Source organism: Pseudomonas putida, assembly GCF_004357765.1.
In the GTDB taxonomy this organism is placed as follows: Bacteria; Pseudomonadota; Gammaproteobacteria; order Pseudomonadales; family Pseudomonadaceae; genus Aquipseudomonas; species Aquipseudomonas putida_U.
This window is the reverse complement of sequence record NZ_SMTE01000010.1, coordinates 175750-194257: the sequence shown is the minus strand read 5'-3', so window position 1 is coordinate 194257 and position 18508 is coordinate 175750. Positions and strand designations below refer to the sequence as shown.

The following is an 18508-nucleotide window of genomic DNA, read 5'->3' as shown; positions in this document are numbered from 1 at the left end:
TCATAAGGAAAACCCTTACAGGACCGAGATTTAGCGCAATAAAGGAAGGGAGAAGGATTGCCAGGACAAGAAAAAAGCGTGAAAAATCAAACCCACTCAAACGGATCGAGTTCAAAGTTAAAGTGATTTATCAAGAGTAAGATCTTTTCGGTATTACCAGGAGGCTTCTGCTATCGATTCAAGCAGGAGGGGGAAGGTGGAGAGTCGATCTGTAAGCCGGGTTTTGTCGAGGACAGTCATTCCTCTACGACGGCCATCACTGGACGCCTCTAGCAACCTACCCGGTTCCGACGCGGGCCACGCCTGATGGAACCCTATTTGGTCTTGCTCCGAGTGGGGTTTACCTAGCCACGAACTGTTGCCAGACGTGCGGTGCGCTCTTACCGCACCTTTTCACCCTTACCGGCACCGAAGTGCTTAGGCGGTTATTTTCTGTGGCACTTTCCGTAGGCTCGCGCCTCCCAGGCGTTACCTGGCACTCTGCCCTATGGAGCCCGGACTTTCCTCCCCCTGCTGCTACACAACAAAAGTTGCGGAACAAAAGCAGGCAGCGACTGTCCGATCGACTCTCCGCCGACAAGGTTACCGGCAGGCACGCCCAAGAACAAGCGATACCGTTACACCTTCATTGGCTTTTCTGTTTTTCCAGGGCCGCCTGGTACAGCAGGTTCTTGCGCACACCGGTGATTTCCGCGGCCAGTGCAGCTGCGCGCTTGAGTGGCAACTCGGCCAGCAACAGATCCAGCACACGCATGGCCTCGCCACTGATGGCCTGCTCAGCCTCAGGCGGCGTCCAGCCACCGACCAGCACCACGCACTCTCCCCGCTGCTGATTACTGTCGCCCGCGACGAAGGCGCGCAACTCGGCCAGCGGCAGCCCTTTGAGCGTCTCGAAGGTCTTCGTCAGTTCACGGGCCAGTAGCGCCGGACGCTCGCCGCCGAATACCGCCTCCATGTCCTCGAGGCACTCGAGGATGCGATGGGGCGCCTCGTAGAAAATGAGCGTACGCGCCTCTTCCTTGACTTGTTCCAGGCGAGCACGACGCCCGACCGCCTTGGCTGGCAGAAACCCTTCGAAGATGAAACGATCCGACGGCAGGCCGGCCGCCGACAGGGCGGCGATCAGCGCGCACGCTCCCGGCACCGGAACCACGTTGACCCCGGCCGCCCGAGCCTGACGCACCAGGTGGTAACCGGGATCGGAAATCAGCGGCGTACCGGCATCGGAGACCAGTGCCACATCCTCTCCGGCCAGCAGCTTGGTGATGAAACGCCCGCCTTCGTCGCGCTCGTTGTGCTCATGACAGGCCGCCAGTGGCGTGTCGATACCGAAGTGCTGCAGCAGACGGATGGAGTGCCGGGTGTCCTCGGCGGCGATCAACGCCACGCCTCCCAGCACCTTCAGCGCGCGGGCGCTCATGTCGTCGAGATTGCCGATCGGGGTCGCGACCACGTACAGCGTCCCCATCACGGATTTCGAAGCCCCTGCCACATCAGTCACTGCACGCACCTGCCTTTCGGATCAAAGGCGTCATTGTAGCCCGAGCGCTTGTCACAGCGCGCAAAGAACTTGGCGAGCATCCCGTTTTCAGCCACCTATAGTGAAGGTTCGACGCCGCCAAGATCGCGCCCGGGCCCCGGCTTGGGTACAATTGCCGGCCAACTTGATCGAGTAACAGGACTTTTACATGATCGCTTGCCTGCGGCTGTTCACAGCCCTCTGCTTCGCTGCCCTGCTCGCAGCCTGCGCCAGCTCGCCCTCATCCAGCCTGGGCGAACTGCCACGCACCCCGGATGCCAGCATCGAACAGCTGCTCGACAAGGCGGCCAACAGCAAGTCGCCCGAGGATGCTGCGCTGCTGCGCCTGAGCGCCGCGGACCTTGCCTACAAGCAGAAGGACTACCCGCGCTCGGCAGGTATTCTCCAGCAGGTACCGCTGGACAGCCTCAAGCCGGCCCAACAGGTGTTCGCCAGCACCCTGGCGGCCGAACTGGCCATGAGCCGCAACCAGCCCAAGGCAGCACTGAGCGCGCTGTCGCACCCAAGCCTGGCACGTCTCGCCGAACTCCCCGAGGCACAGCAGGCACGCACCTACAACGTTCACGCCGCCGCCCTCGAAGCCGACGGCCAGACCCTGGCCGCCGCCCAGCAGCGCGTGCTGCTCGCACCGCTGCTCAGCGGCCAGGCGGCCGACGCCAACGCCGACTCTATCTGGGCCCTGGTGGCCTCGCTGCCAGCCGAGCAACTGCAACAACCCACCAATGACGCCACCCTGGCCGGCTGGACCAGCCTGGCACTGGCGGTGAAAACCGCCGGCACCCTGGAGCAGCAACAGGCCGCCATCGATACCTGGCGCACCCAACACCCCGACCACCCTGCCGCCAAGCAATTGCCCTCGGCACTGGTCAAGCTCAAGGAACTGGCCAGCCAGCCGCTGACCAAGATCGCCCTGCTGCTGCCCCAGGAAGGCCCTCTGGCCAATGTTGCCCGTGCCTTGCGTGACGGCTTCATGGCCGCGCACTTCCAAGCCCAGCAGAGCGGCCAGCCGGCCCCCGCCGTGCAGGTCTTCGACAGCTCGCGCATCGGTTCCCTGGATGACTTCTACCGTCAAGCGCAGGCTGCTGGCGTGCAACTGGTCGTCGGCCCCCTGGAAAAGTCGCTGGTGAAGAAGATCGCCGCCTACCCGCAACTGCCGATCACCACCCTCGCCCTGAACTATGCCGACGCCGGCCAGAAGGCCCCGCCGCAACTGTTCCAGTTCGGCCTGGCCGCCGAAGACGAAGCCCGCGAAGTGGCTCGCCGCGCCCACGCCGACGGCATGGTCCGCGCCGTGGCCATGGTGCCGAGCGGCGAATGGGGCGATCGGGTACTCGCCGCATTCCGCCAGGACTGGGAAGCCAACGGCGGCACCCTGCTCGCCGCCGAACGTATTGCACAGCCGGTAGCGCTGGCCCAGCAGATCGCCGACCTGTTCCAGCTGCGCCAGAGCGAAGCCCGCGCCAAGAGCCTGCAAAGCACGGTGGGCGGCAATCTTTCCGCACAGCCATCGCGCCGCCAGGACATCGACTTCCTGTTCCTCGCCGCCACCCCGCAGCAGGCCCAGCAGATCAAACCGACCCTGAATTTCCAGTACGCCGGCGACGTACCGGTCTATGCCACCTCGAACCTGTACAGCGCCAGCGGTGACGTCAACCAGTACAACGACATGAACGGTATCCGCTTCTGCGAAACGCCGTGGCTGCTCGACACCAGCAACAGCCTGCGCCAGCAGGTGGTGCAACAGTGGCCGCAAGCCGCCGGTAGCCTGGGTCGCCTGTACGCCATGGGCGTCGATGCCTACAGCCTGGCCCCCCGTCTGGATCAGCTCAAGGCGCTGCCCGACAACCGCATCCAGGGCCTGTCCGGCAGCCTGAGCATCAACCCTGCACAGCGCATCGAGCGTCAGCTGCCATGGGCCGAATTCTCCGGCGGCCAAGTCAAGCGCCTGCCGGACACTCCACGCTGATGACGCAGGCATCGCCTGCGAGCGCCGGTAACAGCGCAGAAAACCAGGCCCTTGGCTTCCTCCAGGGGCAGGGCTTGCGCCTACTGACACGCAACTGGCGATGCAAAGGCGGTGAGCTTGATCTGGTCATGCTCGACGCCGATACAGTAGTATTCGTCGAAGTCCGCTATCGGCTACACGCGAGCTTCGGCGGCGCCCTCGGGAGTATCGACGGGCGCAAGCAGAAAAGGCTGGTGCATGCCGCCAGCCTGTTTCTACAAAGGGAGCCCCGCTGGGCAGAACACCCCTGCCGCTTCGACGTTGTCGCCCTGCAGGGCAGCCACCACGCAGGCCAACCGCTGCAATGGTTGAAGAACGCCTTCGAATGCTGAACCCAATCCGTTTTTTTGCTCTATGTTTCGCGGGCTGGTCCCTGTTGCGCGTCGCGCCGGCCACCGCCCCACTTAAGGTCACCAGATGGACATGCAATCCCGAATTCGCCGGCTCTTCCAAGCCAGCATCGACACCAAGCAACAGGCAATGGACATCCTGGCACCGCACATCGAGCAGGCCAGCCTGGTCATGGTCAACGCCCTGCTCAACGAGGGTAAGATGCTCGCCTGCGGCAATGGCGGCTCGGCCGGCGACGCCCAGCATTTTTCCTCCGAGCTGCTCAACCGCTTCGAGCGCGAGCGCCCGAGCCTGCCAGCCATCGCGCTGACCACCGACAGCTCGACGCTGACCTCGATCGCCAATGACTACAGCTACAACGAAGTCTTCTCCAAGCAGATCCGCGCACTGGGCCAACCCGGTGACGTGCTGCTGGCGATTTCCACCAGCGGCAACTCGGCCAACGTGATTCAAGCGATCCAGGCGGCACATGATCGCGAAATGATTGTCGTAGCTTTGACTGGACGTGACGGAGGCGGCATGGCCTCGCTGTTGCTGCCGGAGGACGTGGAGATCCGCGTTCCTTCGTCGGTGACCGCACGCATCCAGGAAGTCCACCTGCTGGCGATCCACTGCCTATGCGACCTGATCGACAGCCAACTGTTCGGGAGTGAAGAATGATCCCCAAGCGCCTCGGCCTGATGGCCCTGACCCTTTGCCTGAGCGTTACCGGCTGCAGCTCGGTACTGACCTCGACCCGCAACTCACCGATCGAGGATGATCGCGGCACACGCACCATTGGTAGCAAGATCGACGACTCGCTGATCGAAACCAAGGCCGCGGTGAACATCGCCAAGGCCAGCCCCGACCTGGACAAGGGTTCGCACATCGTCGTCAGCAGCTACAACGGTATCGTTCTTCTGGCCGGGCAGACGCCACGCGCCGATCTGAAGAACCTGGCCGAGCAGACCGCCAGCCAGGTACAACGGGTCAAGAAGGTCCACAACGAACTGCAGGTGATGCAGCCCTCCTCGATCCTGGCGCGCAACAACGACGCCTGGCTGACCACCAAGATCAAGACCCAGATGCTGACCGACAGCGCCGTGCCCAGCTCGCGCATCAAGGTCATCACCGAAAACGGTATCGTCTACCTGTTGGGCCTGGTGACCCAGCAGGAGGCCAACTCTGCCACCGCCGTGGTACAAGGCGTGTCGGGCGTACAGAAGATCGTCAAGCTGTTCGAGTACATCGACTGACGCGTCGGGACAGGCCCTAAAGAAAAGGCGATCCGAACGGGTCGCCTTTTTTGTTACTTGACCACTTTCAGACTCGGTCGGCCACTGGGACGCGGAGGCTGCCCGCCACCATTGGGCGGACCATCGTCATCCGGCTCGACACCCTCGTCTTCGGGCTCATCATCATCCATGACCGGCGGCTCGAGCTCGAACACCATGCCCTGGCCGTTCTCCCGGGCATAGATGCCAAGGATGGCGCCAGCTGGCACGTAAAGCGAATGGGCGACACCGCCGAAACGGCCTTCGAAGCTGACCGCGTCGTTGTCCATGTGCAGGCTACGCACGGCACTGGGTGAGATATTCAGGACGATCTGGCCGTCACTGGCGAAACCCTGTGGCACCTGGACCGCCGGGTATTCGGCATTGACCAGCATATGGGGGGTGCAATCGTTGTCGACGATCCACTCGTACAGTGCTCGAACCAGATAGGGGCGACTGGAGTTCATCAACGGCTCCTTAAAACTTGCGCATTTCACGCTCTGCGGAGGACAGGCTCGCCTGGAAAGGCTCGCGGGCGAACTGCCGCTCCATGTATTCCAGCAGCGGCTTGGCTTGCCGCGGCAACTCGATACCCAATACCGGCAAACGCCATAATATGGGCAATAGACAACAGTCGACCAGGCTTTGCTCCTCACTCATGAAGCAGGAGAACTCGGCAAAAACCGGAGAAACGCCGGTCAGACTCTCGCGCAACGCTTTGCGTGCGTCGGCCCGAGCGGCATCGCTGCTGCGCGGGTCGAGCACGATATCCGCCAGCGCGCACCAGTCGCGCTGGATGCGGTGGATCAGCAAGCGGCTGTTGCCACGTGCCACCGGATACACCGGCATCAACGGAGGGTGCGGGTAACGTTCTTCGAGGTACTCCATTACCACGGTCGACTCATACAACGCCAGGTCGCGGTCGACCAGGGTCGGCACGCCACCATAGGGGTTCGCCTCAAGCAGCTTGGGCGGCAAACGAGCGGGGTCGACATCGATGATCTGCACGCCGATGCCTTTCTCGGCGAGCACCAGGCGCACGCGGTGAGAATAGTGATCGGCGGGATCGGAATAGCAGGCTAACCTGTTGGTCGCGCCCATGTACGGCTCCTCGCATGGGGATGCTTGTAAAACTGCAAATGCAAACGCGCCCTGGGAGCTGCCGCGCTGTAATGCGGCAGCGCCCAGGGCGCGTTCAACTAACCAGAACTACTGCGTGATCAGTGCACGTCCTTCCAGTATTCGCGCTTGAGCAAATAGGCGAATACGAAGAAGAAAGCCAGGAACAGCAACACGTAGGTACCGATGCGCTGACTTTCCAGTTTGACCGGGTTGGCCGAATAGGCCAGGAAGGTCACCAGGTTCTTGACCTTCTCGTCGAACTGCTCGGTGGTCAGGGTACCGGAATTCGGCGTGATGGTCAGCTGGTCACAGGCTTCATGGGTGAGCGGCGTGCCAGTTAGCGGGTCGAATTGCTTCTTGCCATCGACCACGCTCTGCACCTGCTTGCAACCGATCACCTGGTTGCCCTGCAGGCCAGCCAGCACGTTAGGCATGCCGACGTTGGGGAAGACCTTGTTGTTCACCCCGTAAGGCCGCGACTTGTCCTCGTAGAAGCTGCGCAGGTAGCTGTAAAGCCAATCGTTGCCGCGCACCCGCGCCACCAGGGTCAGGTCCGGCGGGGCTGCACCGAACCAGGTCTTGGCATCGCTCGGCTGCATACCGATCTTCATGTGATCGCCGATCTTGGCGCCGGTGAACACCATCTTTTCCAGCATCAGTTCGTGCGGGATGCCCAAGTCATCGGCGACCCGCTCGTAGCGTTGGAACTTGGCGCTGTGGCAGCCCATGCAATAGTTGACGAAGGTGTGCGCACCATCCTGCAAGGCCGCCTTGTCGGTGAGGTCGACATCGACCTTGTCCAGCTCCAGGCCATGTTCGGCAGCGAGGGCGAAGGCCGGCATCACTGCCAGCAGTAATACTGCAATCAACTTTTTCATCAGCCAGTCACCCTTTCCGGAACCGGTTTGGTCTTCTCGAGCCTTGTGTAGAACGGCATCAGCAGGAAGTAGGCGAAGTACAGCACCGTACAGACCTGCGACAACAAGGTACGCCCCGGGGTTGGCGCCAGCACGCCCAGGATGCCGAGGATGACGAAGGCCACGCAGAACACCAGCAGGAAGATCTTGCTCAGCCAGCCCTTGTAGCGCATGGAACGCACAGGGCTGCGGTCGAGCCAGGGCAATACGAACAGCACGGCGATGGCTGCACCCATGGCGATGACCCCCATCAGCTTGTCAGGCACGGCGCGCAAGATCGCGTAGAACGGTGTGAAGTACCAGACCGGCGCGATGTGTTCTGGCGTCTTGAATGCGTTGGCCTGCTCGAAGTTAGGCTTCTCGAGGAAGTAGCCGCCCATTTCCGGGAAGAAGAACACGACAGCACAGAACACGAAGAGGAACACCACCACGCCGACGATATCCTTGACGGTGTAGTACGGATGGAACGGGATACCGTCGAGGGGAATGCCGTTTTCATCCTTTTTCTTCTTGATGTCTACACCATCAGGGTTGTTCGACCCCACTTCGTGCAGGGCCAGAATGTGCAGCACCACCAGGCCGAGGATCACGATCGGCAGTGCCACGACATGCAAGGCGAAGAAGCGGTTCAAGGTGATGCCTGAAATCAGGTAGTCACCACGAATCCATTGCGTGAGGTCAGCACCGATCACCGGGATGGCACCGAACAGCGAGATGATCACCTGGGCGCCCCAGTACGACATCTGGCCCCACGGCAGCAGGTAGCCCATGAAGGCTTCCGCCATCAGCGCCAGGTAGATCAACATGCCGAACAGCCAGACCAGCTCGCGCGGCTTCTGGTAGGAACCATAGAGCAGACCGCGGAACATGTGCAGGTAAACGACGATGAAGAACGCCGAAGCGCCGGTTGAGTGCAGATAGCGCAGGATCCAGCCGTACTCGACGTCGCGCATGATGTATTCGACCGAGGCGAAGGCCTCCTCGGCCGACGGCGTGAAGCTCATGGTCAGCCAGACGCCAGTGACGATCTGGTTCACCAGCACCAGCAGTGCCAGGGAACCAAAGAAATACAGGAAGTTGAAATTTTTCGGCGCGTAGTACTTGCTCAGGTGGTCTTCCCACATCTTGGTGGCGGGGAAGCGAGCATCGATCCAGTCCATGAACTTGCTCATCATGCGTTCTCCTGATCAACGCCGATGACGATGATGTCGTCAGACTCGTACGAATGCGGCGGCACCGGCATGTTCAGCGGAGCCGGCTGGGACTTGTAGACGCGCCCCGCGAGGTCGTAGTGGGAACCATGGCAAGGACAGAAGTAACCACCGACCCACTTCGGCCCCAGGTCGGCAGGCGCCACCTCGGGACGGAACGTAGGCGAGCAACCCAGATGAGTACACAGGCCGACGATGAGCAGGATTTCCGGCTTGATCGAGCGCACCTCGGGGTCGACGTACTTTGGTTGTACCGAAGCCTTGGATTCGGGGTCGGCGAGCTCACCGGCGATTTTCTTCAGGTTGCCGAGGATTTCCTGGGTTCGCCGCACGATGAACACCGGTTGGCCGCGCCATTCGGCCACCATCTGCTGGCCGGGTTCGACCTTGGCGACGTTGACCTTCACCGGTGCACCGGCAGCCTTTGCCTTGGCACTGGGAAACCATGACCCCACGAACGGTACCGCAGCCCCCACTGCCCCCGCCGCCCCGACCACGGATGTCGCGGCTACGAGGAAGCGGCGCCGGCCTGCGTTGACGCCGTCATTGCTCATTCAGTCCTCTCCCATCAGCTTGCTTGGCCTGTTGAACCAGGCCTCTACTTAGGTTGTGTCAGTGGCATCAAAAACGGTCGCCATGGTAAGAAACAAATCCACACAGTGACAAGGTGATTACCCCGACCTGGGGCGACAACCCGCGCTTTGCTTGATCTGCGTCTATGCGACAAGTGGTCACCGACATGCTGACAGGTTAGTTCAAGCCCAAAAAAAAAGCCCGGTTCCAAGGAACCGGGCTTTTCTCGACTGCCGAAGCGGTATTAACGCTTGGAGTACTGAGGACGCTTACGCGCTTTACGCAGACCCACTTTCTTACGCTCGACTTCACGAGCATCGCGGGTGACGTAGCCAGCACGACGCAGAGCGCCACGCAGGGTTTCGTCGTATTCCATCAGAGCGCGGGTGATACCGTGACGGATCGCACCGGCTTGACCGCTGACACCACCACCGGCGACGGTGACGTAGATGTCGAACTTCTCAACGGTCTCGGTCAGCTCCAGCGGCTGGCGAACAACCATGCGAGCGGTTTCGCGGCCGAAGAAGGTGTCCAGAGGACGGTTGTTGATGGAGATGTTACCAGTACCCGGACGCAGGAAAACGCGAGCGGTTGCGGTCTTGCGACGGCCAGTGCCGTAATTTTGAGTCGCCGACATAATGAACTATCCCGTTAGATCTTCAGTTCTTGAGGCTGCTGAGCAGTGTGTGGGTGAGCAGCACCCGCGTACACTTTCAGCTTACGGTACATGTCGCGACCCAGCGGGTTCTTAGGCAGCATGCCTTTGACCGCGGTTTCGATAACACGCTCAGGGGCCTTGGCGATCAACTTCTCGAAGTTGATTTCCTTGATACCGCCCGGGAAACCGGAGTGGGAGTAGTACATCTTGTCGGAAGACTTGGCACCAGTCACACGAACCTGCTCGGCGTTGATGACGACGATGTAGTCGCCGGTGTCAACGTGAGGGGTGTATTCTGGTTTGTGCTTGCCACGCAGACGGCTAGCGATTTCGGTAGCCAGACGACCCAGGGTCTGGCCAGCGGCGTCGACTACGAACCACTCGCGCTTTACTGTTTCCGGTTTAGCAGTAAAAGTTTTCATTCTCTAAAGCCTCAGAGGCCGCCCAGCGAAAAATAGACGGCGAATCTTACTGGATAGTGCACGGCTTGCCAAGGGCAAGCGCGCAGCCGAACACTGACGCTATTGGGGGCTCGGGTCGGGCACGCCAATGTTCGACGGGGTTCTTCCTGCATGGCGGTGCATCACTTCCGCCATACGGAGAGCTGCCGAATTATCCAGATTGCACGAAAAATTTCAACCTGCTTTTATGGGCTTCTTTGCCAGGAGAGTCTTCCCGATGGAATACCGCAAGCTCGGTCGTACCGACCTCGACGTCAGCGCCCTGTGCCTGGGCACCATGACCTGGGGCGAGCAGAACACCCAGGATGAGGCCTTCGAGCAGATTTCCCGGGCCAAGGCCCACGGCATCAACTTCATCGATACCGCCGAGATGTACCCGGTGCCACCGCGTCCGGAGACCTATGCTGCCACCGAGCGCATCATCGGCAACTGGTTCCGCACGCAAGGCGACCGCGACGACTGGGTGCTAGCGAGCAAGGTCGCCGGTCCGGGCAATGGCATCAGCCACATTCGCGACGGCCAGCTCAAGCACAACCGCCAGCACATCGTCGCCGCGTTGGATGCCAGCCTGGAGCGCCTGCACACCGACCGCATCGACCTGTACCAATTGCATTGGCCAGAACGCAGCACCAACTTCTTCGGCAAACTGGGCTACCAGCACCTTCCCCAGGACCTTTTCACCCCTCTGGAGGAAACCCTAGAGGTGCTGGATGAACAGGTCAGGGCTGGCAAGATCCGCCATATTGGCCTGTCCAACGAAACCCCCTGGGGCACCATGAAGTTCTTGCAACTGGCCGAAAGCCGCGGCTGGCCGCGCGCGGTGTCGATCCAGAACCCGTACAACCTGCTCAACCGCAGCTTCGAGGTGGGCCTGGCAGAAGTGGCGATCCGTGAGCAATGCGGGTTGCTGGCGTACTCCCCGCTGGCCTTCGGCATGCTCTCGGGCAAGTACGAAAACGGCGCTCGCCCGGCAAACGGCCGCCTGACCCTGTTCAGCCGCTTCGCCCGCTACTCCAACCCACAGACGGTCGCGGCCTGCAGCCGCTATGTGCAATTGGCCAAGGACCACGGACTGGACCCGGCGCAGATGGCCCTGGCCTTCGTCACCCGTCAGCCGTTCGTCACCAGCAACATCATCGGCGCCACCAGCCTGGAACAACTGGACAGCAACCTGGCGAGCCTGGACCTGAGCCTCAGCGACGAGTTGCTGGCGGCGATCGAGGCGATTCACCAGGACCAGCCGAACCCGGCGCCTTGAGCTGAGTTCAGTGTCGCCTGCTTCGCGGCGGTTCGGCGCCGCGAAGAATGCGACGCGGTCTATCGGGGTAGACACACCGGCCAAAAAATAAGACGATCCAGCCGGTGATTGACCACTCTACCCTATAAGAACAACGACAATGATGTTTACCCAACCCTCGGCGTCATTGCGCCGCGTCAGCATCCTGGCCATCGACAAGGTATTCGCTTCTACCCTGATGCAGGCCAAGGATTTCTTCCACCTGGCCAGCCTGCGCTACAGCAAGCAAATGGGCCTGGGCCTGCAACCGATGTTCGAGATCGCCCTGGTGAGCCCGGATGGGCAACCGGTGGACAGTTTCAGCAATGTGCAACTACCGGTCGACGGCACCCTGGACGATGCCGATGTGATCATTCTTCCCGCCTTCTGGGACGACTTCGACAACCTGTTGCAACGCTATCCGCAAGTGCTGCCCTGGTTGCGTGAGCAGCATGCCCGCGGGGCGGTGCTGTGCGCCGAGGCCAGCGGAGTGTTCTGGCTGGCCGAGGCAGGGCTGCTCGACGGCAAGGAGGCGACCACCTACTGGCGCTTCTTTGGCAGTTTCGCCGAACGCTTCCCACAAGTCCGGCTCAACCAGGACAAGCACCTGACCGATGCCGACAACCTCTATTGCGCCGGCGGCACCACCTCGGCCTGCGACCTTTACATCTATCTGATCGAACGCTTCTGCGGCGCCAACGTGGCCCGTGCCGTGTCGCGTGACATCCTCTACGAAGTGCAGCGCAACTACACCCCGGGACGCATGGGCTTCGGCGGCCAGAAGCTGCACCAGGATCTGATCATCCTGCAGATTCAGCACTGGCTGGAGGAGCACTTCGCCGACAAGTTCCGCTTCGAGGACGTGGCGCGCAACCATGGCATGAGCATCCGCAACTTCATGCGCCGTTTCCAGGGCGCCACCGGCGACAAGCCGCTGCATTACCTGCAGCGGCTGCGGATCGAAACGGCCAAGGGCCTGCTGTCGAGCACTCGCAAGAGCATCAAGACCATCAGCTACGAAGTGGGCTACGACGATGCCAGCTTCTTTGCACGGTTGTTCCGCCAGCACACCGAGTTGTCACCCAACCAGTACCGGCAGCAGTTCATGCAGGAGGCATGACAGCAGCTTGAGGCTTGCGTTGCTGCCCTTCAGGGCTTGTGTGCCCGCGACAGGAACTCGTGGGACTGCATCTCCAGCAAGCGGCTCAGGGTACGCTGGAACTCGAAGGCCAGGCGCCCACCGGTGTATAGGTCCTTGAGTTCGACCTCGGCCGAGATGATCAGCTTGACGTTGCGGTCGTAGAACTCGTCCACCATGTTGATGAACCGGCGGGCAATGTCGTCGGTGGTCACGCCCATCTGCTCGACGTTGCTTAGCAGCACGGCGTGGAAGATCTTGCCCAGTTCGATGTAGTCATTCTGGCTACGCGGCCCGTCGCACAGGGCACGGAAGTCGAACCAGGCGACGTCGTCGCAGGTCCGCAGGGCTGTGATCGGACGATTTTCGATCATCAGCACGTCGTTCTCGACAGCCTGGGTGCACTCCGGGGTCAACGCCTTGAAGCTGGCGCGCATGCTCTGGTGCGCCGCCTCGTTGAGCGGATGGTGGAACAGTTCGGCCTGTTCCAGATGACGCAGGCGATAATCGACCCCGCTGTCGACGTTCACCACGTCGGTGTACTGCTTGATCATGGCGATGGCAGGCAGGAAGCGCGCCCGCTGCAGGCCGTCTTTATAAAGGCCGTCCGGGACGATGTTGGAGGTCGCCACCAGCGATACGCCGTTCTTGAACAGCTCCTCCATCAAGGTGCCGAGGATCATCGCATCGGTGATGTCGGACACGAAGAACTCGTCGAAGCAGATCACCTTGGCCTCTTCGCTGAAGCGCTTGGCGATGATGGTCAGCGGATTCTTCTCACCCTTGAGAGTCTTCATTTCCTCATGCACACGCTTCATGAAGCGGTGGAAGTGCGTCCGCATCTTCTGCTTGAACGGCAGTGCCTCGAAGAAGGTATCGACCAGATAGGTCTTGCCACGACCCACCCCACCCCAGAAGTACAGGCCCTTGACCGGCGTCTGGTCCTTCTTGCCGAACAGCTTGCCGAACATGCCGGGCTTGTTGTTCTGCGCGTGCACCAGGTCATCGTACAGGCGCTGCAGGTGACGCACCGCAGTTTCCTGCGCCGCGTCATGGAAGAAGTCGGGACGTTTCAGATCTGCTTGATATCGTTCTAGGGGCGTCATGATTCGTTAGCGAGGCAACAAAAAACGGGCCGTCACTGTAGCGACCGGCCCGCCTTATGGCAATCAGACTTGCGTCAATATGCCTCAGTCCACTTGCGGGGCAAGCGCCTCGCGTAGGGTCTGGATGGCCGCGTCACGGGCCTCGGCGGCCTCGAACTGCGGTCCGTCGGCTACCTGCTCGCCGTTCAACCACAGACTGAAACCAAGCCCCTCGACCCGCACATCGGCCTCGCCACCCTGCTGCAACTGCTTGCTGACGGAACCCGCGCTCTTGCCGTCGGCGAAGCTGCGCGACAGCAGCAATTGCTCGCCATCGGCGCCCAGCAGGCGGAAGCGGAAGCTGCCATCTTCGTCGCGGAAGCTGACGAACCGCGCAGTCTTGGTGGCCTTCTTCTTGACCTCGGCAGTGGCCTGCACGCTACTGCGGAATGAACGCAGGCCAACGGCTTCACGCAACTGCTCGAGGAACGGCGTGGCGATCTTGCGTGCCTTGGCAGCACCGGCCAGGAGAATGTCCTCCAGGTCAGATGGGCGCGAGATGAGTTGGTGATAGTGCTCACGCTTCTCTGCCAGCTGGCCGTCGAGCAGCTGGAACAGACGCTGCTTGGCTTCGCCCCAACCCAACCCCTGCAATAGCTCGTCGCGGAACTCGGCGCACTGCGCCGGGGTGGAGAAGGCCTGGAACAGGGTGAACAGGTGCGCGTTGTCCGGATCCTTGGCCTCACCGGGCGCGCGCGAGTCGGTGACGATGCGCGAGATGGCGTCTTTCATGTCCTTGGCGCTGGTGAACAGCGGGATGGTGTTGTCGTAGCTCTTGGACATCTTGCGGCCGTCCAGCCCAGGAAGGGTCGCCACGCTTTCTTCGATCACCGCCTCAGGCAGGGCGAAGAAATCCTTGCCCTGGCCGAACAGGTGATTGAAGCGCTGGCCGATGTCGCGAGCCATCTCGACGTGCTGGATCTGGTCACGGCCAACCGGCACCTTGTGGGCGTTGAACATCAGGATGTCGGCGGCCATCAGCACGGGGTAGCTGAAAAGCCCCATGGTCACACCGGCGTCCGGGTCTTCGCCGTTTTCCACGTTCTTGTCCACCGAGGCCTTGTAGGCATGGGCGCGATTGAGCAGGCCCTTGGCAGCGACACAGGTGAGCAGCCAGGTCAGCTCGGGAATTTCGGGGATATCGGACTGACGGTAGAAGGTCACCTTGTTCGGGTCCAGCCCACCGGCCAGCCAGGTAGCAGCGATTTCCAGACGCGAACGCTGGATGCGCAGCGGGTCGTCGCACTTGATCAGGGCGTGGTAGTCGGCCAGGAAATAGAACGAGTCGGCACCCGGCTGCTGGCTGGCGACGATCGCCGGACGGATGGCCCCGGCGTAGTTGCCCAGGTGCGGAGTGCCGGTGGTGGTGATACCGGTGAGAATGCGCGTGGTCATGGTGTTCGCTTATTCAGGCTTGGCTCAGTTCGAAAGGCGCGGCAGCAGCAGATCCTTCAGATCGGTCAGCTTGCCATGGAAGAAGTGTCCGCATTCTGCCACTTTCAGCAGCTCATGGGGGCGACCGAGTGCGTCGGACCAGGCGTAGACCAGCTGGGGGTCAACCACTTCATCCGCATCAGGCTGAACCAGGCTGATCGGGCACCGTTGCGGCAGTGGGAACTCGGGCGTCAGTCGCATCACTGCCGGAGCGATCATGAACAGATGCTGCAAGGTCTCGCCCTGGCTTTCCAGGCGACCGGCCAGGCTGGTGGCGACGAAGCCGCCGAACGAGAAGCCCATCAGCACCAATGGTAGTTGCGGGTGGCGCTCGCGCAGCCAGGCAGCGGCGGCTTCGGCATCGGCCACCTCGCCAGCGCCCATGTCATGGCTGCCCGCGCTCTGGCCAACGCCCCGGTAGTTGAAGCGCAAGGTCACGTAGCCGGCATCACGGGCGGTGCGTTGCAGGGTCGAAACCACCTTGTTGAGCATGGTGCCGCCCTGGACCGGGTTGGGATGGCAGATCAGGACCGCGCCGCGGGCATCGGCCACGTCCAGGTACAAGGCTTCCAACTGGCCACAAGGGCCGTCGATGAACAAGGGGGTTTCGCGCACGAGCAAGGTACTACTCCGTGACCTCGGGTTGGGTCTATTCGTCTAGCTGAAGAATTCTGTTCTGATTTGCGATCGCTCGCGGTATACAGCGCAGGTCTGAGCCGTTAACGTAAAGCAAAGCCGTTTATAGAGGAAGGACTCGTGGAACTCTCGCTCCTTGTTTGGTTGTTGCCAACCCTGGCCCTGGTCATTGGCGTGGCGGTCGGTTTCATCGCGGCCCGCCTGCTGCCCAATGCTGCGCCAAGCAGTACCCAGCGTCAGCTGGACGATATTCAGAAGCGCTTCGACAACTACCAGCACGAAGTGGTGACCCACTTCAACAGCACTGCCGTGCTGGTGAAAAAACTGACCCAGAGCTACCAGGACGTCCAGGATCACCTGGCCGACGGCGCCAACACCCTGGCCCTCGACGACCTGACCCGTCAACGCCTGCTGGCCGCCCTGCACTCCGAAGCTGCGCAAGGCCAGCGCGACCGCCTGACGCCACCGAAGGACACCGCCGAAGTGCCACGCGACTATGCGCCGAAAACGCCGAACTCGCCGGGCATGCTCGATGAGAGCTACGGGCTGAAGCGTTGATTCGCTGAAATAGAATGCAAGAAGGCCTCGTGAGAGGCCTTTTTTGTGGGCGATATCACTGGCCCCTTCGCGGGCAAGCCCGCTCCCACAGGCGCACCGTCGAATCCCGTGGTTACCTGTGGGAGCGGGCTTGCCCGCGAAGGGGCCCGCACCGCAAACCTAGCTACACGCCTCCAACGCCTGCTCGATATCCCCCAGCAAATCCTCCACATCCTCCAACCCCACCGACAACCGCACCAACCCCTCGGAGATCCCGTGGTGCGCCCGCTCCTTGGGCGTATAGCTCGAATGAGTCATGCTTGCCGGATGTTGCGCCAGCGACTCGGCATCTCCCAGGCTCACCGCCCTGGCGAACAATTGCAGGGCGTTCATGAAACGCCGCCCAGCCTCGATCCCACCCTTGAGCTCGAACGCGATCATCCCGCCCGGCTGGCGCATCTGCCGCTGGGCCAGGTCGAACTGGGTGAACGAGGGCAGTCCGGGATAGTGAATCAGTTCAACCTGCGGCTGGCGGGCAAGAAACTCGGCTACCTGCTGCGCATTGCCGCAGTGGCGGTCCATGCGCAATGCCAGGGTCTTGATGCCACGCATCAGCAACGCCGCATCGTGGGGCGACAATACCGCCCCGGTCATGTCCTTGAGGCCCTCCAGTCGAATCCTGTCGATCAACGCCTTGCGTCCGACCACCAGGCCGGCGGTGATATCGCCATGGCCGCTGAGATACTTGGTGGCCGAATGCACCACGAGGTCCGCCCCTAGCTCCAGGGGCCGCTGCAGGTAAGGCGTGCAGTAGGTGTTGTCGACCACTACCTGCAGATCGTGCCCCCGCGCGGCCTCCACCACTGCCGCGATATCGACCAGTTGCATGTTCGGGTTGGCCGGGGTCTCGAAGTAGATCATTCGCGTCTTAAGGGTGATCGCTGCTTTCAACGCCTTGGGGTCATTGAGATCGACATGGCGCACCTTGATCCCGAACTCGCCAAGGCCATGGTGCAGGTAGGCGAACGTGCAGCCGTAGACGGTACGCCCAACGATCAGCTCGTCGCCGGGACGCAGCAGGGTCCACAAGGTCGAGGTAATGGCCCCCATGCCCGACGCGAGCGCCAACCCCGCTTCGCCGCCCTCCAGTGAGGCCATGCGCTGCTCCAGCAGGGCCAGGGTCGGGTTGGAGATTCGGCTGTAGAAATGCCCACCCTCCTCCCCGGCAAAGCACGCGGCGCCGTACTCGACGGTCGGAAAGGCGTAGGTGGCGGTCTGGTAGACCGGCGGCACCAAGGCGCCGCCATGGGAGAGCGGGTCGTAGCCGTGATGGATGGCTCGCGTGGAAAAACCGCTGTTGTTATGGGAGGCGCGCATGGCAACAACCTCTGGTGGTTTGTTCTAAGCTTATGCCACCAGGCAGCCCGAATCTTTCCAAAATTGCCCACGCAATCAGGTTGGTTTTGGAATGAAAACAATAAAAAACCCTTCAGGAGGGCACCAAATGCCAAACACGCTCGACCGTACCGATCGCGCCCTGCTCGCCGCCTTGCAGGACAACGCCCGGCTGACCATTTCCGAACTTGCCGATCAGGTGGCGCTGACCACCTCGCCGTGCTGGCGGCGGGTCAAGTTGCTCGAGGACAATGGCTACATAACAGGGTATCAGGCCATTCTGTCACCCAAGTCGTTGGGATTTGGCGTGACGGCGTTCGTCAGCATCATGATGGATTCGCATACCAAGGAGATGGCGCTGGCGTTCGAGCGGCGGTTGATGGAGATACCAGAGATCGTCGCCTGCCATAACATTTCTGGGCGATATGATTTTTTGCTGGAGATATTGGCGCGGGATTTGGAATCATTTGGGGAATTTACGCGCGAAGTGCTGCAGCGATTGCCAGGAGTGAAGGAGATCTATTCGAGCTTTTCTTATAAGGCGACGAAGGAAAAGCGGGTGATCCCAGTGACAAAAATGCACATATGAGGCAACTATCATACCTTTTTACACACCTTCAACCCAAAATTTTAGTCCGGCCTCCACGGCATCACGCGATACTCAACCATTAAAACTCTGCAACCATGCACAAGCCGATAGACACAAAATTCTAACGTGTAATTTTTCGTATACCAAAAAGAAACATTTCCTACTAAAGCGGTAGAAAACCAAAGTATCCAGCGAAATAGCCCGCAACCAAAATGGCGCGACCTTTAGATATGTGAGCACGCCATGAAACCACTAGGCCTAATAATT

The 18508-nt window shown here is 61.1% G+C and carries 20 protein-coding genes and 1 other RNA gene; 8 read left to right on the top strand and 13 right to left on the bottom strand.

The window, feature by feature from the left end; translation table 11 throughout:
* Positions 1 to 196: 196 nt before the first annotated feature.
* Positions 197 to 570, bottom strand: an RNA gene (gene rnpB / locus E2H86_RS16870) — RNase P RNA component class A.
* Between the two features lie 55 nt (positions 571 to 625).
* Positions 626 to 1468, bottom strand: a complete 843-nt coding sequence (gene rsmI / locus E2H86_RS16865) for a 16S rRNA (cytidine(1402)-2'-O)-methyltransferase (protein ID WP_165976083.1) — start codon at positions 1466 to 1468, stop codon at positions 626 to 628.
* A 220-nt stretch (positions 1469 to 1688) separates the two neighbouring features.
* On the opposite strand from rsmI, the gene E2H86_RS16860 reads away from it, so the two are divergent.
* From E2H86_RS16860 to E2H86_RS16845, 4 genes are all read left to right on the top strand, one after another.
* The gene (locus tag E2H86_RS16860) at positions 1689 to 3506 is read left to right on the top strand and encodes a penicillin-binding protein activator (protein ID WP_133329833.1); all 1818 of its coding nucleotides are present in this window, start codon (positions 1689 to 1691) and stop codon (positions 3504 to 3506) included.
* Entirely contained in the window at positions 3506 to 3877 is a 372-nt protein-coding gene (locus E2H86_RS16855; protein WP_133329831.1) for a YraN family protein, read from the top strand. Before E2H86_RS16860 ends, E2H86_RS16855 begins: the two co-directional genes overlap by 1 nt.
* A gap of 85 nt (positions 3878 to 3962) precedes the next feature.
* Complete coding sequence (locus E2H86_RS16850; RefSeq protein WP_133329823.1) at positions 3963 to 4556, top strand: phosphoheptose isomerase; 594 nt, start codon at positions 3963 to 3965, stop codon at positions 4554 to 4556.
* Positions 4553 to 5131, top strand: coding sequence for a BON domain-containing protein (locus tag E2H86_RS16845; protein WP_133329821.1), 579 nt, complete (start codon positions 4553 to 4555; stop codon positions 5129 to 5131). The genes E2H86_RS16850 and E2H86_RS16845 overlap by 4 nt, the downstream gene beginning before the upstream one ends.
* 53 nt (positions 5132 to 5184) lie before the next feature.
* On the opposite strand, the gene E2H86_RS16840 is transcribed toward E2H86_RS16845, so the two are convergent.
* The 7 genes from E2H86_RS16840 to rplM form a co-directional block, all read right to left on the bottom strand.
* A complete protein-coding gene (locus E2H86_RS16840; protein WP_133329819.1) occupies positions 5185 to 5616 on the bottom strand; it encodes a ClpXP protease specificity-enhancing factor in 432 nt (143 codons plus the stop codon).
* A gap of 10 nt (positions 5617 to 5626) precedes the next feature.
* Positions 5627 to 6250 (bottom strand): glutathione S-transferase N-terminal domain-containing protein, encoded by a 624-nt coding sequence (locus E2H86_RS16835; RefSeq protein WP_133329817.1) that lies wholly within the window; start codon positions 6248 to 6250, stop codon positions 5627 to 5629.
* A 119-nt stretch (positions 6251 to 6369) separates the two neighbouring features.
* Positions 6370 to 7149, bottom strand: coding sequence for a cytochrome c1 (locus tag E2H86_RS16830; RefSeq protein WP_133329815.1), 780 nt, complete (start codon positions 7147 to 7149; stop codon positions 6370 to 6372).
* Positions 7149 to 8360, bottom strand: coding sequence for a cytochrome b (locus E2H86_RS16825; RefSeq protein WP_133329813.1), 1212 nt, complete (start codon positions 8358 to 8360; stop codon positions 7149 to 7151). Before E2H86_RS16825 ends, E2H86_RS16830 begins: the two co-directional genes overlap by 1 nt.
* A complete protein-coding gene (gene petA, locus E2H86_RS16820) occupies positions 8360 to 8953 on the bottom strand; it encodes a ubiquinol-cytochrome c reductase iron-sulfur subunit (RefSeq protein ID WP_133329811.1) in 594 nt (197 codons plus the stop codon). The genes E2H86_RS16825 and petA overlap by 1 nt, the downstream gene beginning before the upstream one ends.
* Before the next feature lie 263 nt (positions 8954 to 9216).
* Entirely contained in the window at positions 9217 to 9609 is a 393-nt protein-coding gene (gene rpsI, locus E2H86_RS16815; RefSeq protein ID WP_054893989.1) for a 30S ribosomal protein S9, read from the bottom strand.
* Between the two features lie 14 nt (positions 9610 to 9623).
* Positions 9624 to 10052: a 50S ribosomal protein L13 gene (gene rplM / locus E2H86_RS16810; protein WP_003260798.1), complete on the bottom strand. Its 429-nt coding sequence runs from the start codon at positions 10050 to 10052 to the stop codon at positions 9624 to 9626.
* 256 nt (positions 10053 to 10308) lie between these two features.
* Here rplM and E2H86_RS16805 point away from each other — a divergent pair, with 256 nt between their 5' ends.
* Both E2H86_RS16805 and E2H86_RS16800 read left to right on the top strand, forming a co-directional pair.
* Positions 10309 to 11349: an NADP(H)-dependent aldo-keto reductase gene (locus E2H86_RS16805; RefSeq protein ID WP_133329809.1), complete on the top strand. Its 1041-nt coding sequence runs from the start codon at positions 10309 to 10311 to the stop codon at positions 11347 to 11349.
* A gap of 241 nt (positions 11350 to 11590) precedes the next feature.
* On the top strand, positions 11591 to 12487 hold the full coding sequence (locus E2H86_RS16800) for a GlxA family transcriptional regulator (protein ID WP_165976082.1): 897 nt from the start codon (positions 11591 to 11593) through the stop codon (positions 12485 to 12487).
* Between the two features lie 29 nt (positions 12488 to 12516).
* On the opposite strand, the gene zapE is transcribed toward E2H86_RS16800, so the two are convergent.
* The 3 genes from zapE to E2H86_RS16785 form a co-directional block, all read right to left on the bottom strand.
* Positions 12517 to 13611 (bottom strand): cell division protein ZapE, encoded by a 1095-nt coding sequence (zapE, locus tag E2H86_RS16795; RefSeq protein WP_133329807.1) that lies wholly within the window; start codon positions 13609 to 13611, stop codon positions 12517 to 12519.
* An 84-nt stretch (positions 13612 to 13695) separates the two neighbouring features.
* Positions 13696 to 15045, bottom strand: coding sequence for a tryptophan--tRNA ligase (locus E2H86_RS16790; protein ID WP_133329805.1), 1350 nt, complete (start codon positions 15043 to 15045; stop codon positions 13696 to 13698).
* Positions 15046 to 15069: 24 nt separating this feature from the next.
* Positions 15070 to 15705, bottom strand: coding sequence for an alpha/beta hydrolase (locus tag E2H86_RS16785; protein WP_133329803.1), 636 nt, complete (start codon positions 15703 to 15705; stop codon positions 15070 to 15072).
* A 135-nt stretch (positions 15706 to 15840) separates the two neighbouring features.
* Between E2H86_RS16785 and E2H86_RS16780 the strand changes: the two genes are divergently transcribed.
* Positions 15841 to 16278: a YhcB family protein gene (locus tag E2H86_RS16780; RefSeq protein WP_133329801.1), complete on the top strand. Its 438-nt coding sequence runs from the start codon at positions 15841 to 15843 to the stop codon at positions 16276 to 16278.
* Between the two features lie 159 nt (positions 16279 to 16437).
* Here E2H86_RS16780 and E2H86_RS16775 read toward each other — a convergent pair whose 3' ends face one another.
* Positions 16438 to 17634 carry a methionine gamma-lyase gene (locus tag E2H86_RS16775; RefSeq protein ID WP_133329799.1) on the bottom strand — a complete coding sequence of 399 codons (1197 nt, stop codon included), beginning with the start codon at positions 17632 to 17634 and terminating at the stop codon, positions 16438 to 16440.
* A gap of 127 nt (positions 17635 to 17761) precedes the next feature.
* Here E2H86_RS16775 and E2H86_RS16770 point away from each other — a divergent pair, with 127 nt between their 5' ends.
* Complete coding sequence (locus E2H86_RS16770) at positions 17762 to 18241, top strand: Lrp/AsnC family transcriptional regulator (protein ID WP_133329798.1); 480 nt, start codon at positions 17762 to 17764, stop codon at positions 18239 to 18241.
* The last annotated feature ends 267 nt before the right edge of the window (positions 18242 to 18508 follow it).

What these genes read in the sequence shown, in the direction of transcription:
- rpsI (WP_054893989.1), bottom strand. Translation starts at nt 9,609, where the DNA reads ATGTCGGCGACTCAAAATTACGGCACTGGCCGTCGCAAGACCGCAACC.
- rsmI (WP_165976083.1), bottom strand. Translation starts at nt 1,468, where the DNA reads ATGGGGACGCTGTACGTGGTCGCGACCCCGATCGGCAATCTCGACGAC.
- E2H86_RS16775 (WP_133329799.1), bottom strand. Translation starts at nt 17,634, where the DNA reads ATGCGCGCCTCCCATAACAACAGCGGTTTTTCCACGCGAGCCATCCAT.
- E2H86_RS16805 (WP_133329809.1), top strand. Translation starts at nt 10,309, where the DNA reads ATGGAATACCGCAAGCTCGGTCGTACCGACCTCGACGTCAGCGCCCTG.
- E2H86_RS16850 (WP_133329823.1), top strand. Translation starts at nt 3,963, where the DNA reads ATGGACATGCAATCCCGAATTCGCCGGCTCTTCCAAGCCAGCATCGAC.
- E2H86_RS16835 (WP_133329817.1), bottom strand. Translation starts at nt 6,250, where the DNA reads ATGGGCGCGACCAACAGGTTAGCCTGCTATTCCGATCCCGCCGATCAC.
- E2H86_RS16825 (WP_133329813.1), bottom strand. Translation starts at nt 8,360, where the DNA reads ATGAGCAAGTTCATGGACTGGATCGATGCTCGCTTCCCCGCCACCAAG.
- E2H86_RS16855 (WP_133329831.1), top strand. Translation starts at nt 3,506, where the DNA reads ATGACGCAGGCATCGCCTGCGAGCGCCGGTAACAGCGCAGAAAACCAG.
- petA (WP_133329811.1), bottom strand. Translation starts at nt 8,953, where the DNA reads ATGAGCAATGACGGCGTCAACGCAGGCCGGCGCCGCTTCCTCGTAGCC.
- E2H86_RS16840 (WP_133329819.1), bottom strand. Translation starts at nt 5,616, where the DNA reads ATGAACTCCAGTCGCCCCTATCTGGTTCGAGCACTGTACGAGTGGATC.
- E2H86_RS16790 (WP_133329805.1), bottom strand. Translation starts at nt 15,045, where the DNA reads ATGACCACGCGCATTCTCACCGGTATCACCACCACCGGCACTCCGCAC.
- zapE (WP_133329807.1), bottom strand. Translation starts at nt 13,611, where the DNA reads ATGACGCCCCTAGAACGATATCAAGCAGATCTGAAACGTCCCGACTTC.
- E2H86_RS16845 (WP_133329821.1), top strand. Translation starts at nt 4,553, where the DNA reads ATGATCCCCAAGCGCCTCGGCCTGATGGCCCTGACCCTTTGCCTGAGC.
- E2H86_RS16860 (WP_133329833.1), top strand. Translation starts at nt 1,689, where the DNA reads ATGATCGCTTGCCTGCGGCTGTTCACAGCCCTCTGCTTCGCTGCCCTG.
- rplM (WP_003260798.1), bottom strand. Translation starts at nt 10,052, where the DNA reads ATGAAAACTTTTACTGCTAAACCGGAAACAGTAAAGCGCGAGTGGTTC.
- E2H86_RS16770 (WP_133329798.1), top strand. Translation starts at nt 17,762, where the DNA reads ATGCCAAACACGCTCGACCGTACCGATCGCGCCCTGCTCGCCGCCTTG.
- E2H86_RS16830 (WP_133329815.1), bottom strand. Translation starts at nt 7,149, where the DNA reads ATGAAAAAGTTGATTGCAGTATTACTGCTGGCAGTGATGCCGGCCTTC.